The organism is Priestia sp. BR_2, from assembly GCF_041954005.1.
GTDB classification, from domain to species: Bacteria; Bacillota; Bacilli; order Paenibacillales; family Paenibacillaceae; genus Paenibacillus_AQ; species Paenibacillus_AQ lautus_A.
The window spans coordinates 268,505-285,151 of sequence record NZ_JAVFHM010000218.1; the positions used below are offsets into that span (position 1 = coordinate 268,505).

The following is a 16,647-nucleotide window of genomic DNA, read 5'->3' on the forward strand; positions in this document are numbered from 1 at the left end:
TTAAACTTGCGTCTGTACATAACATCATGCCCGTTCAAGGGCTTATGTCAAACGTCATTTCCGAATCACAGCGCACGGACATTTTCAAGCCTGCCCGCGGGTTTTAGAAAATGTTTTTTTGATGTCCTTTTTCATATTTCCCCCGAAGAAAGCGAGGAATTTATTCATGCCCCAGCTCGTAGTTAAACCGAACAACCGTCAGCTCGCCTTTGATGAAATTCGCCTCTCCGTCTATGCCGACCGGACTCTGAAAGGATTGGACATGCTCGATAAGGAGCGTCTGCTTCGCGGCGTCAATGCCAAATTGCGCGGTGAGCAGGTTACCGGCGAAGAAATCAGCAGCGCCTTCACGATGTCCGCCCTTGAGCTTGTAACCAAAGAGGAGCCGAATTGGAAGTTTGCAGCTGCGCGTTCGTTTCTGACCTCTTTATATAAAAAAGCGGCTACCAACCGCCGATACAAAGCATACCCGGAAGAACCATACGGTGCCTTCTACCCGCTCATTACGGAGCTTGTGCAAAAAGGCATCTATCGCGAGGACCTTCTGACCAGCTACACCAAAGAACAAATCGAAGAACTCGGCGAATGCATCGATCCAAGCCGCGATCTGCTGTTTGACTACATCGGTCTGTTGACGCTGGCTGAGCGTTACCTGGCAAACGACTTTGACGGTCGCGTCATGGAACTTCCGCAAGAACGCTACATGGTCATCGCGATGTTCCTCATGCATAACGAGCCTGCCGACAAGCGTCTTGACCTTGTCAAGGAAGCCTACTGGGCCATGAGTAACCTGTACATGACGGCGGCTACGCCGACCATGTCCAATGCAGGTAAAAAAGTAGCCGGCCAGCTGTCCAGCTGCTTCATCGATACCGTGGACGACTCCCTGGAAGGAATCTTCGATTCCAATACGGACATCGCCCGTCTCAGCAAAATGGGCGGCGGCATCGGGGTGTACCTCGGCAAAGTCCGCGCACGCGGCTCCGATATCCGCGGACACAAGAACACCAGCTCCGGCGTTATCCCTTGGATTCGCCAGCTGAACAACACCGCTGTTAGCGTGGACCAATTGGGAACCCGTAAAGGCGCCATCGCGGTGTACTTGGACGTGTTCCACAAAGACATCCTGTCCTTCCTGGATCTGAAGCTGAACAACGGCGACGAGCGCATGAGAGCGCATGACGTGTTCCATGGCGTATGCCTGCCCGACCTGTTCATGGAGGCTGTCGAAGCTCGTGAAGAGTGGAGCCTGTTCTGTCCGCATGAAGTGAAGAAAATCATGGGCTGGAAAGACGAGAACGGCCGTCCGCTAGGTCTGGAGGACTTCTATGACCATACTCAAGGCGAAGGCGAATTCCGCCAAAAATACGCGGAAGCCGTAGCGAACCCGCTGCTGCCGCGCATTACCGTACAAGCCATCGACATTATGAAGCGCATCATGAAATCCCAGCTTGAAACGGGTACGCCGTACATGTTCTACCGCGACACGGTCAACCGTGCAAACCCGAACTCGGCTCATGGCATGATCTACTCTTCCAACCTGTGCACGGAGATCATGCAGAACCAATCTCCGACGGTCGTTGAGCAAGAGGAGCTGGTTACGAAAGACGGCCAAACCCGGATCGTAATTTCCAAAATCCCTGGCGATTTCGTTGTCTGCAACCTGAACTCCATCCACTTGGCCCGTGCCGTACCTGCCGGTGTGCTGGAGCGTCTCGTTCCGATCCAGGTTCGCATGCTGGATAACGTCATCGACATTAACAATATTGAAGTTCTGCAAGCTCAATACACCAACAGCCAATATCGCGCGGTCGGTCTCGGCACCTTCGGTCTGCACCACTTGCTGGCGCTGGAAGGCATCCGCTGGGAATCCGACGAAGCCGTTGCCTATAATGACAATCTGTACGAACACATCAACTACCTGCTCGTCAAATCCAGCATGGAGTTGGCCAAGGAAAAAGGCCACTACCCGAAATTCAAAGGCTCCGACTGGGAGAGCGGCGAGTACTTCACGTTCCGCGGTTATACCGACGGCGAGCATGAAGGCAAGTTCGTGACCACCGAACAGTGGCGTGAATTGCAGCAGGAAGTGCAAGCGAACGGCGTTCGTAACGCATGGCTGTTTGCCATCGCGCCGAACGGCTCCACCTCGATCATCGCGGGCTCCACGGCGAGCATCGATCCATTGTACGAACTTCTGTCTTATGAAGAAAAAACCACTTATAAAGTGGCGAACCCTGCTCCGGATCTGTCCGAGAAAACGATCTGGTACTATAAAACGGCTTTCTTGATCGACCAGCATTGGTCCATCAAAATGGCTGCCGCCCGTCAGCGTCACGTTGACCAAGCGCAAAGCTTTAACCTGTACGTCCGCCCTGATATCCGGGCTTCGGAATTCCTGGAGCTGCATCTGCATGCCTGGAAAGCCGGCATCAAATCCACGTACTATGTACGCAGCCGCGCGCTGACGATTGAAGAGTGTGAGTCGTGCGCAAGCTAAGAGTTTAGATTTTCGAACCCACCCAACCCCTCCCTTCCAAGGGAGGGCCCCAAGGGCTCTGCCCTCTGGACACCCGCAAGGTGGGTTGGATGTGAATGAGGCGCTTCTTAAATTGCTTTAGTGGCTAGGAGCGCTTTCTCCCTGCGGGAACGCTGGAATACGGCGCGGAGACGAATGAGCTGCTTCGTGCGATTTGTTGAGTTACTATCTGCGTGGACCGCTATCCCTTTGGGAATCGCTTCTCATGCGGTGCGGGGACCTTTGAGTTACTTCGCGCGATTTATTGAGTTACTGCCTGCGTGGATCGCTCTCCCTTTGGGAATCGCTTCTCATGCGGTGCGGGACTTCTGAGTTACTTCATGCGATTTGTTGAGTTACTATCTGCCAGGAGCGCTTTCCCTTCGGGAATCGCTGGAAGCTTGGTTCAATACAAACATCGAGCGGCTGCATGCGGGGGGTCTCTCATAGCAGGCGGGAATAGCTTTCTAAATAAAAGACTACAAGGGTAAGGGTATCCAATCGGAAGAGTTTACGTCCGCCTTTGGGAGCCCTTTGCAACCTTTAAAATACATTCAGGCAAAGGGCGGACAACAGCGGCTGGAGATGGATACCCGTCCCATGAATATGCTGGGAGGTTTCCCTCAGGCTTCGCCTATGCGCCGCCCTATTATGAAATACAAGGAGAGAAAATCGGCATGCAAATGCAAAAGATATTTAACACCGAAGCACCCAACCGCTCCACTCGCGTCATTGAAGGTGAATGCTCCGGTATCCTGAACTGGAACGACATTCGGATGCCTCATATGTATAAATTGTATAAGGTTCTGCTGCTGAACCACTGGATCGCGGATGAAATCCCGATGTCCAAGGATGCGCAGCAGTTCCCGCGCCTGGACCCTGAAGAGCAGCGCACCTTCAAAATCAACATCTCCCTGCTGGCTGTGCTCGATTCCATGCAGACGATGTTTGTCGGCGACGTGAAGCGTTACTTCACCGACTCGTCGCTCGAAGCCATCTCGGCCATCATCGGTCAGCAAGAGGTGGTTCACAACCAATCCTATTCCTACGTGCTTTCCTCCATCGTATCGGAGCAGGAGCAGAAGGAAATCTTCGAATACTGGAAGCATGATCCGGTTCTTCTGGAGCGCAACCAGTTCATCTCGAACATTTACCAGAATTTCCGCGACAATCCGTCGCCGCAATCCTTCTTCGAAGCCATGGTCGCCGACCTGATCCTGGAAGGGATTTTCTTCTACAGCACGTTTGCCTTCTTCTACAACCTGGCCCGTGACCAGAAGATGATGGCAACCAGCCAGATGATCTCCTATATTCAGCGTGACGAGAACCAGCACTGCTACTTCTTCGCCGAAGTGTTCAAGCAGCTGCTCAAGGATTTCCCTGAGCTGAACACCAAAGAGAACATCGACTACCTCTACCGCACCATTGACCGTGCCGTCGAGCTCGAAACCAACTGGGCCCACTACACGCTCAGCAATGTGCGCGGCATCGATCTGAACGAGTTGAGCGATTACATCAAGTACATCGCGAACCGTCGCATCACCATGATGGGTCTGGAAAAAGCTTACGAAGGCGTGGACGTCAACTGCATGCCATGGATCAAGCCTTTCTCCGACGAAGCCCTCAACGCAACGAAAACCGACTTCTTCGAAGCCAAATCCCGTAACTACGGCAAAGTGGGCGACGACAACGGCTTTGACGATCTATAAGTTTACGATCTATAAGTTTCCTTCCATATACACAAAACCTCCGAGGTCCCCTAAACAGGGATCCCGGAGGTTTTTTTATGCCTTATATAAGACGGCTGCAATCCGCTCCTCTACATTAAGCGTTACCCCTTCGCTGCCCATACCTCGATCTCCACCTGAAGGGACGGCATCGCCAGCGCCGGCACGTAGGCCATCGTCATGGACGGCGCCATTCCCCCGTGGAATTTCTCCCATACCCGTTGGAAATGATCCCAGTCGATCTCCTGAACCGCCCAAATGTTGATTTTGACGATATGATCCGCCGACATGGCTTCCGAGGCCAATACCCGCTGAATATTCGCCAAGGTGTTCTCTACTTGCTCCTTCCTATCGTCCGGCAGGTTCCCCTCCCTGTCGGTCCCCACCTGGCCGGAGAATACCAACAGCTCAGCCCCTCTCGCAACCTTGGTTACATGGGTATACGGGCCGATCGGCGGGGCGATGACGGACGGATTGTACCGGTGAATCGGGGACGATGCCTCCTCATCGGCTTCATTCAACATAGCCAGTGTCTGATGGTCCTCCCACTTCCCGTTAATCTTCACGTTTTTCCTGGCGATGCCTTCTTTATGGAAGCCGGCCTTCAGGAGCACTCGGATCGAGCCTAGGTTGTGCGGCATCACGCCCGCTTCAATCCGGTGAAACTTCAATTCCTGAAAGGCAAACCTCACCACCATTTGAACGGCCTCGGTCATGTACCCCTTACCGTTATGGTCCCGGTCCAGAAAATAACCGATCCAGCAGCTCTGCAAATTCCCCCGTACCACTTCCGTCAGCATGATCTCCCCGATGATCGTTTCGGTATCCCGCAGTCCAATCATATAGAGATACGCCTGATCCGCCTTGCTGGATTCCCGGGCCTTGCGAATCCGTTCGAGTTGTCCCTCAAGGGTATAGAATTCGTCGTCCCTTAAGCCCGTGAACCGTTGAAAAAAATCCCGGTTATCCACCTCGAGCTTCCATAGCGCTTCCGCATCCGATTCCTCTACCGACTTGACATAGATTTGTTTACCTTGCATGAACATGGTCTACCTCTCCTTTGCTCGTATCATTAGAAACGCCAAAAACACCACAGCGCACCTGTGGTGTACATGCCGATCTATGCAACCACAAGCCAGCGACCTGTGGTGTTTTTAATTCCACTGCTCCCTCATTTTAGTGAATAGCATGAAGGATCCTTGATCGCCGAATATCCGATTTTGGACAGACTTCTCCCGTCATCGGACCGATCAAAGAAAACAGCGGTGGAGTATCCCATGCCTTTGGACAACGACGCCAATGATCTTTTTTTCATGTGAATACTCCTCCCTGCCAAGATTTCAACCATCTATGTTCATAACAAGTAGCTTGCCTTATGGCTCGCTAATTCCATCGTCTCGATTACCCATAGGATACATGATTCTGCATGAAGGATCAAATCCGCTGAGCTACATTCACATGACCGTTCCCTTCGGATTGCCTTTGGACGGGCCTCTCCCCTGCTTGATATGCTTCAGCTGGGCCACAATGATGACGCTGATGACCACCAGCAGGAACCACGAGCTGATTTTTCCGATATGCACCAGACTCCATGTCCGTTCCTGTCCCGGATAGGTCCAGGCCCCGAGAAACGTGGAGATATTCTCAGCGATCCAGATAAAAAAACCAATCAGCAGGAACGACAGCACCAACGGCATGCGCAAGGTTTTTCCGTCAACGTCGAAATACACCATGGTTCTGCCGAACACCACGAACAATAATGCGGTCAGGAGCCAGCGCGCATCCCACACGTAGTGATGGGTAAAGAAATTGGCGTAGATCGCCGCGCTGATCAGCACGGTCAGGACAGGCAGCGGCCAGCCCGTGATCCGCAAATTCATTCGCCGCCAAGCCTGGCAGATATAACTGGCTACGCTGGCATACATAAAGCCGCTGTACAGCGGAACGCCGCCGATTTTGCTCCAGCCCTCGTCCGGGTAAGACCATGAGCCCATATGCACTTTATACAGCTCCAGCATCAATCCGATGACGTGAAAGACGCAGATGACCTTCAGTTCATCCCATGTCTCCAGCTTGCTGACCAGCATCCCGATTTGCGCCAAGACGCAGATGAGAAGAATGAGATCATACCGCGGCAAACCCGGAATCTCGACCACCTTGGTCAGTCCCAGCGCGCCGAAGATAATCACCGGAAATAGGCAGGACAAAGCCTGCTGATAACCGAAAACCCACAGCTTCCGTATAAATTCCATAAGCTCCTCCTAGCGCCTGCATTCGTATACTTCACCCTACCACAGACCGCGAATTGAATAAAAGAACAGCTTTGTCATATTTCATCCAGGCTATTAAGCGCAAAAACAAAATAAGAGAGCAGCTCCTGCAGCTGCTCTCTCATCGGTTAACGGGCTATCCGACGATCCTTAAGGTTATACCTGCGGCATGCAAGCTCTTAGGTTCAACCTTGTTCAATCGCTAGATTATATTCGGGTTCCCGGCATCTTGGGCCGCTCTCAACAGCCTGAAGGCTCCTCCTCTTCATACAGCCGGGGCATGCCCGGTCAGAGCGCGATATGGCGAGCCGATTTTTTCTTTTTGACCCGTAACAAAAATGTAAGAGGTACGGCTACCACCGCCACCATCGTGCCGATCATGAACACGTCATCAATGCCCATGGTCGTTGCCGCACGCGGAGTCACAGTTCCGGCGCCCATGTAATAGGATGTTCTGGTTACCACCAGCGCGCTGAAAATGCCGATGGATAACGAAGCCAGCCCCTGGCGCGCCCAGTTCGTAATGGACGATGCATGGCCTGAGTACTCGCTGGACACCGCGCTCATCGCGGCGTTCGTTAACGGCATGTTGCACAGCGCTATGCCGAGGCAGCGAACCAGCTGCAGCATGGAAATGTACAGAACCGACGTATTCGTGCCGATCCCGCTGAAAGCCAGCGTGGCGGCCACTATGATGAGGACGCCCGTGATGACCAGCCGGAACGGACCGATCCGGTCATAAAATTTGCCGATAATCGGCGATGCCGCCGCCATGACGATTGCGCCCGGCAGCATGATCAATCCGGTATCCATCGGGGACAGCTTCAGCACGGTCTGCAAATAGAGCGGCACCAGCAAGGTTCCCGTATAGAGGGAGATCGTCACAATACAGTTCAAGATCAAGCTGTACCGGAATCGGGGGAATCTGAATACCTTCAGCTGCAATAGCGGGAACGGGATGCGAAGCTCCCACTTAATAAAGAACAGCAGCAGCAAAATGCCGGCGACGAGCAAGGAGATCGTCTTCCAGGACCCCCAGCCCCAATCGTTTCCATGGCTGAAGGAGAGCAGCAAACAGGAGCTGCCCGCCACCACCGTCAAGAAGCCGAGGAGATCGAAGCTCTTCTTCCCGGTCAGTCGATAAAATGGAATGAATTTGCTTACGATGACGATCGATATCAGGCCGATGGGGACATTCAGAATGAATATGGATTTCCAGCCAAAGTATTGCACCAGCCATCCGCCCAGGGTCGGCCCTATCACCGGTGCCAGCATGGAAGCCAGGCTCCACAAGCCCATGGCGTAGGCCTGCCGCTCGCGCGGGAATACCTGGTAAATGATTGTCATCGTAATCGGAATGATCATCCCGCCGAAGACGCCTTGCGTGATCCGGAACGCGATTAATGTTTCGATGTTCCAGGCGACAACGCATAGCAGCGACGAAAGGGTAAAACCCGTCAATGCCAGTACGAACAGCCTCTTATAGCTTAGCTGATCCCCCATGTAGCCTACGATGGGGGCCACGATCCCCGTTGCCAGCAAATACCCGGCCATCAGCCATTGGGTTGTGCTTAGCGTGGTATGAAACTGCTCCATCACCACCGGAAAGGCGACGTTGATGGTGGTAATGCTCAGCACCGCGAGAAAATTGCCGAAAAACACGGCGCTCATAATTAGCCAGAATGAAGATTTTTCGTCTGTATTCACAAGAAGCCTCCTAAACAAAGTAACCCCGCCCGGATCTGATAACAGAACTGGAGGCAGGATTACTTCAGTTTCATATCGTTTACTCTGTTGGAAATAGCTTTCGGCCAAGCAATCGCAGCAAAATATACAGGTTATCCGCCTCGTCCTCATCCAGCTGCTTGAAGGATTCCATGACGGCATAATCTCCCTCGCTGCGCGCGTCGAGCACCAGCTGCCGGCCTTCTGCCGTAAAATTGACATAGTGGCTGCGTCCGTCACTCGGATTCGGCGTACGAATCACCAAGCCCCGTTGTTCCAACGCATCCACCAAATAAGTAATCGTTGCAGCTTTAAGCTCCATGTGCTCAGCCAACCGGTTGGGAAGCCACGGTCCCTGCTGCTCGATCAAACTTAGGATTTTATACTGATTCATCGTCAAATCGTTCTTTCTTAAATGACTCAAGAAAGACACGACCCGATGCCTCGTCATTTTATCCGATAACTCACGATACATGTCCATGAGTCTCTCCACGCTTGCTTCTCTTCCGTTCTCCAGAGCATTTCACCTCGTTCTTATTTTAGTTCAATTATTCTAACTTGTAAACACCATTTTCATGATTTTCATTCTAATTCATCCCAATTATTGAGGTATAATGGACTAATTACTTAAATTATTCAAAGTTTATTTCGAGACATTGAACCATTCTAATTCTTAAAATCAGAAGCATCTACGGAGAGAAATCTCTTATTCATGCCTTGGCAGGAAACGGTCAGTACAATAACAGGCCCCCATGCAAAAAGGACTCGCAAGATCTAGCGATCCGCGAGCCCTTATCTTTCCCGTTTATTCCTCATCATCCGCAAACAATTCATGAAGCATGGCTTCCCGGCGATTCACGAATTCCTTCGTGATCATGTAATGATCCGTTTCCTCCAGGGTCGTCTCTTCCACGCCTTCGGATGTCAGCTTGTAGATGATCGAATCCGGATAAGCCATGACAATCGGCGAATGCGTGGAAATAATAAACTGCGAGTCTTCATGAACCAGGTCATGGATGCGCCTCAGCAGCGCCATTTGGCGAAACGGCGACAAGGCCGCTTCCGGCTCGTCCATGATGTACAGCCCGTTCCCCCAGAACCGATGCAAAAAGGTGGCAAAAAAGGATTCTCCGTGCGACTGCTGGTGAAGCGATTTGCCGCCATAGGAATCATAAAGTCCAGGACGCTCCCGCTCCAGTGCATCCACTTCGCTGGCGACGTTATAATAGCTCTCCGCCCGGAAGAAAAACCCGTCCCGCGGTTTGCGTGCGCCCCGGACGGTTCGAATATATTCATACAGCCTGGAATGGGTCTCCTCCGTCGAGAAGGAGAAATTGAGCGTCCCTCCTTCCGGATTGAACCCGAGGGCGGCGGCAATCGCCTCCAGCAGCGTGGATTTGCCCATTCCGTTCTCGCCCACGATATAAGTGACCTTCGGATGAAAGCGAAGTCCGTCCATAGCCGCTACGGCCGGCAAATTAAAGGGGTATTCGTTAAATGACGGGATGCGATCCCTCATTAACACAACGCTTCGAAGATAGGCAAGCATAGCCGAGTTATCCAACCGCTTTCCCTCCTTGAAATCTACGTTAACCGATCATGACAAGTCTACTATATAACATTCCGGCTTCGGTTCCAATTCAGATCATCGCCCGATGCAGGCTGCACACTCTCATAGAACGCATTCCTGGACATACAGCGAATCCGAGCAGCCCGCTGTTTGCTGCGATAGCAGGCAAACCGCTTCCTTGAAGCAATCGAAGATGCCCCGATATTCAAAAAAATGCGCCATCACAGGGCTTGCCGGCACCTGGAATGACGCACTTTTTCATCCGATATTGAATCTGTTGTTACGATATACTTACTATTCGCTTACGATAAATTGATAGAGCTCCTCGACCTTCTCTTCCGTCAGATCGCCGCTGTTATCAAACACCTTGATGGACGTTTGCGGAATATCCCAGTTCACTTCCGGAACGAAATCGACGCGCTTCTTGAAGTCGTCCCAATGATCCAGCTTCCACTGATCCCGCTCGGTCTGTCTGTCAATGATCCGCTCCTTCTGCAAATCCATGTCCTTGAGCGCAACCACGATGACCTTCACGTCAACGTCGTTCTTCGTTAATCCCGCGGATGCGATGACCTCTTCAATCCATTCGCGGTTCTTGAGCTCCGCCGTGAACGGCGAGATCATAAAGACATTTTGCCCGGCACCCAGGTTCTCGATGCAAATATCCTTGGTCGTATCATATTCCAGATCGCGCAGATTCTCTTTATAGAAGGAAGAATCGCGGTCGTTCGGATCCAGTCCGTTGCTCTCCAGGAACTTCTCGACAAACCGTCCCCCCACCGTATCACGGTCGAGGAATGCAGCCGGTATGCGGACTGCAAGCTTCTTCGCTACGGTTGTCTTGCCTGTGCCGGCCACGCCGACAAAAAACACTAGCTTTTGCAAATGGTATCCCTCCATATGATCTATATCGCTAGAACACCCCTGCCGTCACTCACGCTATCCCTATGCGCGTTCTGTCCGGTAACGGGTTTCTTCAATCAATTCCTCCATCGCGGAGGCCAAACGCTCCTGAAGCACTTCCGCTACGTCAAACCCGCCATCCTCGGTACGCGCCACCTGGGCATCCACGGCGTACACGCCGCCCAGAATATGCCGGGCCCCGATCGAGGAAAGCACGGGCTTGAGCGAATAATCAATCGCCAGCAAATGCGCGAGACTGCCGCCAATGAACATCGGAAGCACGATTTTGCCAGCCAAGCCTTTTTGCGGAATCAGGTCCAAAAATGTCTTAAGCACGCCGGTAAACGAAGCTTTATAAACCGGACTTGCCACAATCACGGCATCGGCCTCGGCCACAAGCCCGTTGGCTTTGACGATATGCTCGCTCTCAAACTTCGTATGAATCAAATCCTCGGGCGGCAGCCCGGCCACGTCGATCCGGCTCACCTCGAAATTGGCCGCAGCCAGTGCCTGCTCCGCAAAATCCATAACCGCATTCAATCGGGATCCGGCTGTAGGGCTCCCGTTAATAATAACAGCTTTCGCCATAATCATTGTTCACCTCAGCTTATCTTATAATGTCACCATTCCATGCATGCATCAGATCGCTATGTAGGGTCCTCTCGATATAGAGTCAGACCGCCATAGCCTGTATCTCAGAAAAAAAAGACTTTACAGGATACGGCAAAGTCTTCCGGTCAGCAGTCGCTCTTGCATCCGACATCAACCTGCATAAATCAGAGCAAACTTGTCAGAATTAGTATCATCGTATCAATGTGTCCGCGCTTTTGTCAATCCGGCAGACGCGTCAAACCGATGTTCTCCATTGATCGCTTCATATAATCGATCACGAATAGGGCTTCCTTTGCGAATAAGGTTTAAGATCGGCACCTGGCCCCTCCCTTGATCAGGACGTCCCGCTTCCTTGTTCGGCAAGCAGCGGCGAGTACATCATGAGCGCATGGTTCTCGGTAATCCACTCATCCCGAATCCGTTCGCCTTCCCTGTTGAACACTTTGCGGGCAATGACGTTATGCCTCGCATATCCTCCCCAAACTTCCTGGGTAATGCGATGGTCCCGCTCATATACTTCATAGCGATGCAGCGGAGCGGCGCTGGATCGCCATTCCCCGATCAAATCCTCCTCTGATACATATACCGACAGCTGGTATGTATCGTTCGTCGGATTATAAATCTGAAGGTCCAAATAATTATAGGCGCACGTAGCGCCGCTCCCGAACGGCTGGGTCCGGTTCGCATCCGGAAATACGTCATAGCTGTGCCGATGCCGTTCTTTCACTTCCAGAGGGGTGTGCAGCGTCATCCAGTATATGAGGTTGGACAGTTGGCACAGCCCTCCGCCCACGCCGGCCTTAAAGCCTCCATAGAACAGGACCATGCCGTCGACATACCCTTTCCTGCGGGTCGGGCGTCCAATGCTCCTCCAATAGGACAGCGTCTCTCCCGGACGAACCAGCAGTCCATCCAGATGGCGCACGGCCAGACGCAGGTTGATCACCTTATGATGCTGATACCACATATCAACGTCCTTGAGCTGGCGTTTCAGCGGGGTTCGGTGTGTGAACACCGAATATCGCAGTAGCTCAGGACTTTGCGTGCGGGCGATGCCGCCCCTCTTCCTCATCCATGCCCAATAACGCCGGTACGTAAAATACTGCTTGCCTGCCCACAGGCGGAATTTTGAACGCTTGACGGGTTTCATCCGTGACCGTTCCCCCTTGGCCGTATTGATGTAATTGGAAATATTTTACCACAATAGCCCAAAGGACATCGTTAAAAATCCGTAACCCGCGCGTTTGCGCACGACCTTTCACCTATTCTGTTCACAACCGGCACCCTGGACTGGGCGAATGCATAGAGATAAAGCATCGACGTTCCATGAATAACATCCCGTATACCAAAGGAGGAATGAAATGAATCCCCAACAGCCCATTCCATACGTAGGCTCCAAAACCGAATGCAAAGAGCAGCCCATCGCTTTCCCTCCCCAGCATCAAAACTGCCAGCCGGGCCTTGAAAGCCTAATGTCGCCGCGTCCGATCAGCGAAGATCCCGCCTACCGGGGCAGCGGTAAACTGGATGGCAAAATCGCCATTGTGACCGGGGGGGACAGCGGTATCGGCAAAGCGACCGCCATTGCCTTCGCCAAGGAAGGTGCCGATCTGGTCATCCCATACTTATATGAGACTTCGGATGCGGAAGTGACGAAGCAGCGGATTGAATCGCTCGGCAGACGATGCCTCTTAATGAAGATCGATCTGCGCTACAAAAAAAACTGCGAAGCCGTGGTTAACGAGACGATCGCCTGCTTCGGCAGAGTGGATGTTCTCGTGAACAACCATGCCGTCCAGTATGTGCAGCGTAGCATTCTGGACATTACGGAAGAACAGCTGCATCACACCTATCAGACGAATATCTTTCCGTTCTTCTTCATGATCCAGGCTGCGCTGCCCCATATGAAAGCAGGGGCATCGATCATCAACACGGCCTCCATTACGGCCTATGACGGTTTAAAGGAGCTCATCGACTATTCCTCAACTAAAGGCGCCATCGTTTCCCTTACCCGATCCCTGGCCCTTTCGCTGGTCGATCAGGGCATCCGCGTCAACTCCGTCGCGCCAGGCTCGGTCTGGACGCCGCTCATCCCTTCCAGCTTCTCCGCCGATGAGGTTGCCGTATTCGGAACGAATTCGCCGATGAAGCGAGCCGCACAGCCTTATGAGCTGGCACCCGCTTATGTTTACCTGGCATCGTCCATCACTTCTTCTTTTGTCACGGGTCAGGCTATTCACGTCAACGGAGGGCAGATGGTAACCAGCTAGCATGGATGCCGCAGGCATCCGAGGATTCTACGAATAACGTGCAGAGGATGTGTACAATGAACACCGGAATTCCCAAACGGTCCGCCCGGATGGACATGGGGTTTTATGCATTAAACAAGCTGGCCAGCGCCGGTATCGTCGTGCTGCTGCTGAGTCTGCTGGATTGGGCGTGGCCGTCCGGCGCGGATCAGGCCTCGGAGTGGTTAGGCCTTTACATGCCGCAAGAACACTGGGTGTACGGTTACGCGCTGACGGCCTCTCTCGCGGCCGATGCCATACTCGCGTTCCTGCCTTCGCTGCATAAGGGGAAACAGGCTGCCGTGTATGGAGCGGTCGGTTTTCTGTTCTTCGCCTTGTTCACGGGCGGTCATCCGGAGCAGCTCTGGCTCCGTGCCGCTGCCGGAACCCTGACGCTGCTTCTGTTCTTGTGGGGAAAGCATGCATTCTCCAGCAATTCGCTGGCCACCCCGTTCTTTGCCCTGGCCGTTCCCCTGCTGTGCTGGGTGATATGATTCAAGAGCTATAGCCTCTTCCCATGGAAAAAGGGCCCTCTGATGAGGGCCCTTGCTCTTTGCTTCAAAGCGCTTCGATGACATCCCCGGCGATGACCGAGGCGGGATGCCCCCGATGCCGCGCGGCCCGCTCGCCGGCACGGCCGTGCAGCCACACGCCAAGCGCGGCTGCAGACGGACCGGCATGCCCTTGCGCCAGCAGGCCGGCAATGATGCCGGTCAGCACGTCTCCGGTGCCTCCGGTCGCCATGCCGGAGGTGCCGGTTGTATTGATGTAGGTTTGTCCGTCCGGCGAAGCCACGACGGTATGCGCCCCCTTGAGCACGAGGGTAACCCCGTGCCCGGTGGCGAACCCTGCGGCGGCACCGATCCGGTCCCGCTGCAGCTCGGCAGTAGGAATGCCCAGCAGCCGGGACATCTCCCCGGGATGCGGGGTCAGCACCGTGGCCGCGGCACGCGGCTTCCAGGCGCTGAAATCGCCAGCCGCAGACAGCATATTCAGCGCGTCGGCATCCACCACCAGCGGCCCTTCCCATTCTTCCCACAGTCGGCGGAGCCACCTGTCGTCTCCTTCGAAGCGGCCAAGCCCCGGACCTACGGCCAGCACATCGCGGGACTTGGCGAGGGACAGGACCTGCTCCGCGGAGGCCTCATTCCAGTAGCCGCCGCTCTCCTCTGTCGCAGGGGCGAGCATCACCTCGGGCGCGGCTCCGCTCAGCGGCAGCACCAGGCTGGCAGGGAGCGCCCAGGTCACCAGGCCGCAGCCCGCGCGGAGCGCCGCCCGGGAAGCGAGCAGGCCTGCGCCGCTCATCGTGCGGCTGCCCCCCACGGTCAGGACGTGGCCGTAGGTGCCCTTATGCCCGTCCGGCGCGCGGCGGCGCGACACATCGGCGCCCAGCTCCGTCCGAAGGACATGCGGGGTAAGCAGATGCGTGCCGACGCCCTGCTCCCGGCACAGCGATGCCGGAATGCCGATGGAGCGGACCACCACCCGGCCCGCGGCCCCGGCGCCGGGGTACTGCACCAAGCCTCGCTTCAGGAAGGCGAGGCATACCGTCACCGCGGCCGAAATGCACGGCTCGTGCCGCGCGCCGGTATCGGCGTCCAGTCCGCTCGGAATATCGGCGGACACAATCGGCAGGCCGCTGTCGTTCGCGGCCTGGATCAGCGCGGCGTAAGCGCCGCGGGGCGCGCCCGTCGCGCCCGTCCCGAGCAGCGCGTCCACGATGCCGGTGTACGCGCCGTAGTCCACGGCGGCACGGCCGTGGACCAGAGCCGGGATGCCGAGCGCTGCCGCGGCATCCCGCTGCACTGCCGCCTCGTCGGCCAGCGCGGACGGCTCGGCGGCGTAGAGCAGCGTGACGCTTATGCCGGCGTCACGCAAATGCCGTGCGGCGACCACGCCGTCGCCGCCGTTATTGCCTTTGCCCACCAGAATGAGCCAGTGCTCCTGCGCCGCCAGCGCGGTGGGCAATCGCGCGTCTCCGTCGATGACAGGCGACGGGCGGCTCATCTCGATAACCCGCTCATTTCCGGTGAAAGGGCCCTCTGACGCTGCCGAATAATCCAATAAGGAAGTCGGCCGGTCGCACCTCTCATCCTCCGGCAAGTAGGCTTGATCGCTTCCGCATGTCCGAGCGGCCACCGTGGACGGTAACTGGCTCGCGCCATGACGCTCCAGGCATAATTTCAGGACTTCCTCGGCAATCGCTTTACCCGCATTTTCCATAAGCGCGATGGCCGGAATGCCGATGCGGCGAATCGCGTAGTTATCGAGTGCCCTCATCTGTTCGGACGTCACAACATACATCCAAGCTCTCCCCTTTGCTTCGATATATCCTACCCAAACGCTCTGACGACTTCGCTTGATGCCTTTCGATTAATAAGCAACGGTAAAACGGGACTGAATGAACTGCGGATCGTCCAGCTCATCAATCACGGCTACCGCAAAATCTTCAACCGAGATCCGGCTGCTTCCGCTCTCATCCGTCACCAGGCGGTCCATGCCGATCCGGAATTGTCCGGTACGTTTCCCCGGCTCGATGATGGCCGCCGGACTGATATACGTCCATTCCAGATCGCTTTCCTTATAAAGATCGTAAGCATCCGCATGCGCACGGGCAAGCGGTCTGATCTCTTCCGGAAATTCCGGGGTTTCCATAAGCGGTACCCCGCTGTCGGCGATCAGGCTGCCTGCGCCGCCAACGATCAACAGGCGGGCTACGCCGCCGCGTCTCGTTCCCTCCACAATGGTCCGCGCGGCTGCTACAAGCTCCTCTTCTTGGCCGAACTTCGGACCGAAAGCGCTGATCACGGCATCGTGTCCCTGAACAGCCTCTTCCAATGACGAAGGATCCATCACATCCGCTTTGACTTTCTGTAATCGCTCATGCTCCGCTTCAAGGCGATCCGGATTACGCAGCACCGCCGTTACCTCGTGTCCCCGGCGCAGCGCTTCTTCCGTAATGCGTTTCCCGATCGTCCCGCTTGCTCCAATCAATGCTACCTTCATGTTCATCGCTCCTTCGTTTAAAAATTAT

General features: G+C 54.6%; 15 protein-coding genes. 4 read left to right on the forward strand and 11 right to left on the reverse strand.

The features are described 5' to 3' along the window. Window positions 1-166: 166 nt before the first annotated feature. Window positions 167-2,500, forward strand: coding sequence for a ribonucleoside-diphosphate reductase subunit alpha (locus tag RB298_RS16805; RefSeq protein WP_012818853.1), 2,334 nt, complete (start codon window positions 167-169; stop codon window positions 2,498-2,500). 695 nt (window positions 2,501-3,195) lie between these two features. Then, the gene (locus RB298_RS16810) at window positions 3,196-4,227 is read left to right on the forward strand and encodes a ribonucleotide-diphosphate reductase subunit beta (RefSeq protein WP_036670897.1); all 1,032 of its coding nucleotides are present in this window, start codon (window positions 3,196-3,198) and stop codon (window positions 4,225-4,227) included. Between the two features lie 122 nt (window positions 4,228-4,349). Here RB298_RS16810 and RB298_RS16815 read toward each other — a convergent pair whose 3' ends face one another. From RB298_RS16815 to RB298_RS16855, 9 genes are all read right to left on the reverse strand, one after another. Continuing rightward, a complete protein-coding gene (locus RB298_RS16815) occupies window positions 4,350-5,291 on the reverse strand; it encodes a GNAT family N-acetyltransferase (protein ID WP_486047631.1) in 942 nt (313 codons plus the stop codon). Between the two features lie 125 nt (window positions 5,292-5,416). After that, on the reverse strand, window positions 5,417-5,560 hold the full coding sequence (locus RB298_RS16820) for a hypothetical protein (protein WP_176502450.1): 144 nt from the start codon (window positions 5,558-5,560) through the stop codon (window positions 5,417-5,419). Window positions 5,561-5,699: 139 nt separating this feature from the next. After that, window positions 5,700-6,497 carry a DUF817 domain-containing protein gene (locus RB298_RS16825; RefSeq protein WP_192569826.1) on the reverse strand — a complete coding sequence of 266 codons (798 nt, stop codon included), beginning with the start codon at window positions 6,495-6,497 and terminating at the stop codon, window positions 5,700-5,702. A gap of 306 nt (window positions 6,498-6,803) precedes the next feature. Beyond that, a complete protein-coding gene (locus RB298_RS16830; protein WP_486047632.1) occupies window positions 6,804-8,222 on the reverse strand; it encodes an MDR family MFS transporter in 1,419 nt (472 codons plus the stop codon). Window positions 8,223-8,301: 79 nt separating this feature from the next. Continuing rightward, window positions 8,302-8,721, reverse strand: coding sequence for a MarR family winged helix-turn-helix transcriptional regulator (locus RB298_RS16835; RefSeq protein WP_009589289.1), 420 nt, complete (start codon window positions 8,719-8,721; stop codon window positions 8,302-8,304). Window positions 8,722-9,045: 324 nt separating this feature from the next. Beyond that, entirely contained in the window at window positions 9,046-9,804 is a 759-nt protein-coding gene (locus RB298_RS16840) for an AAA family ATPase (protein ID WP_255250542.1), read from the reverse strand. A 300-nt stretch (window positions 9,805-10,104) separates the two neighbouring features. Then, window positions 10,105-10,695, reverse strand: coding sequence for a P-loop nucleotide/nucleoside kinase family protein (locus tag RB298_RS16845; protein ID WP_127595553.1), 591 nt, complete (start codon window positions 10,693-10,695; stop codon window positions 10,105-10,107). Window positions 10,696-10,755: 60 nt separating this feature from the next. Then, on the reverse strand, window positions 10,756-11,301 hold the full coding sequence (gene ssuE, locus RB298_RS16850; RefSeq protein WP_012818844.1) for an NADPH-dependent FMN reductase: 546 nt from the start codon (window positions 11,299-11,301) through the stop codon (window positions 10,756-10,758). Between the two features lie 358 nt (window positions 11,302-11,659). Then, window positions 11,660-12,475, reverse strand: a complete 816-nt coding sequence (locus RB298_RS16855) for a VanW family protein (RefSeq protein WP_486047633.1) — start codon at window positions 12,473-12,475, stop codon at window positions 11,660-11,662. Window positions 12,476-12,686: 211 nt separating this feature from the next. On the opposite strand from RB298_RS16855, the gene RB298_RS16860 reads away from it, so the two are divergent. Then, window positions 12,687-13,595 (forward strand): SDR family oxidoreductase, encoded by a 909-nt coding sequence (locus RB298_RS16860; protein WP_213580133.1) that lies wholly within the window; start codon window positions 12,687-12,689, stop codon window positions 13,593-13,595. A 56-nt stretch (window positions 13,596-13,651) separates the two neighbouring features. After that, on the forward strand, window positions 13,652-14,107 hold the full coding sequence (locus tag RB298_RS16865; protein ID WP_192569831.1) for a hypothetical protein: 456 nt from the start codon (window positions 13,652-13,654) through the stop codon (window positions 14,105-14,107). Window positions 14,108-14,171: 64 nt separating this feature from the next. Here RB298_RS16865 and RB298_RS16870 read toward each other — a convergent pair whose 3' ends face one another. Together RB298_RS16870 and RB298_RS16875 are read right to left on the reverse strand one after the other, a co-directional pair. After that, window positions 14,172-15,917, reverse strand: coding sequence for an NAD(P)H-hydrate dehydratase (locus RB298_RS16870; RefSeq protein WP_486047634.1), 1,746 nt, complete (start codon window positions 15,915-15,917; stop codon window positions 14,172-14,174). A gap of 69 nt (window positions 15,918-15,986) precedes the next feature. After that, complete coding sequence (locus tag RB298_RS16875) at window positions 15,987-16,619, reverse strand: NAD(P)-dependent oxidoreductase (RefSeq protein WP_096774634.1); 633 nt, start codon at window positions 16,617-16,619, stop codon at window positions 15,987-15,989. Window positions 16,620-16,647 lie beyond the last annotated feature (28 nt).

Excerpts from the sequence above, each read along its gene's own strand:
- RB298_RS16805 (WP_012818853.1), top strand. The coding sequence starts at position 167 with ATGCCCCAGCTCGTAGTTAAACCGAACAACCGTCAGCTCGCCTTTGAT.
- RB298_RS16870 (WP_486047634.1), bottom strand. The coding sequence starts at position 15,917 with ATGTATGTTGTGACGTCCGAACAGATGAGGGCACTCGATAACTACGCG.
- RB298_RS16865 (WP_192569831.1), top strand. The coding sequence starts at position 13,652 with ATGAACACCGGAATTCCCAAACGGTCCGCCCGGATGGACATGGGGTTT.
- ssuE (WP_012818844.1), bottom strand. The coding sequence starts at position 11,301 with ATGGCGAAAGCTGTTATTATTAACGGGAGCCCTACAGCCGGATCCCGA.
- RB298_RS16875 (WP_096774634.1), bottom strand. The coding sequence starts at position 16,619 with ATGAAGGTAGCATTGATTGGAGCAAGCGGGACGATCGGGAAACGCATT.
- RB298_RS16860 (WP_213580133.1), top strand. The coding sequence starts at position 12,687 with ATGAATCCCCAACAGCCCATTCCATACGTAGGCTCCAAAACCGAATGC.
- RB298_RS16835 (WP_009589289.1), bottom strand. The coding sequence starts at position 8,721 with ATGGACATGTATCGTGAGTTATCGGATAAAATGACGAGGCATCGGGTC.
- RB298_RS16855 (WP_486047633.1), bottom strand. The coding sequence starts at position 12,475 with ATGAAACCCGTCAAGCGTTCAAAATTCCGCCTGTGGGCAGGCAAGCAG.
- RB298_RS16810 (WP_036670897.1), top strand. The coding sequence starts at position 3,196 with ATGCAAATGCAAAAGATATTTAACACCGAAGCACCCAACCGCTCCACT.
- RB298_RS16825 (WP_192569826.1), bottom strand. The coding sequence starts at position 6,497 with ATGGAATTTATACGGAAGCTGTGGGTTTTCGGTTATCAGCAGGCTTTG.
- RB298_RS16820 (WP_176502450.1), bottom strand. The coding sequence starts at position 5,560 with ATGAAAAAAAGATCATTGGCGTCGTTGTCCAAAGGCATGGGATACTCC.
- RB298_RS16815 (WP_486047631.1), bottom strand. The coding sequence starts at position 5,291 with ATGTTCATGCAAGGTAAACAAATCTATGTCAAGTCGGTAGAGGAATCG.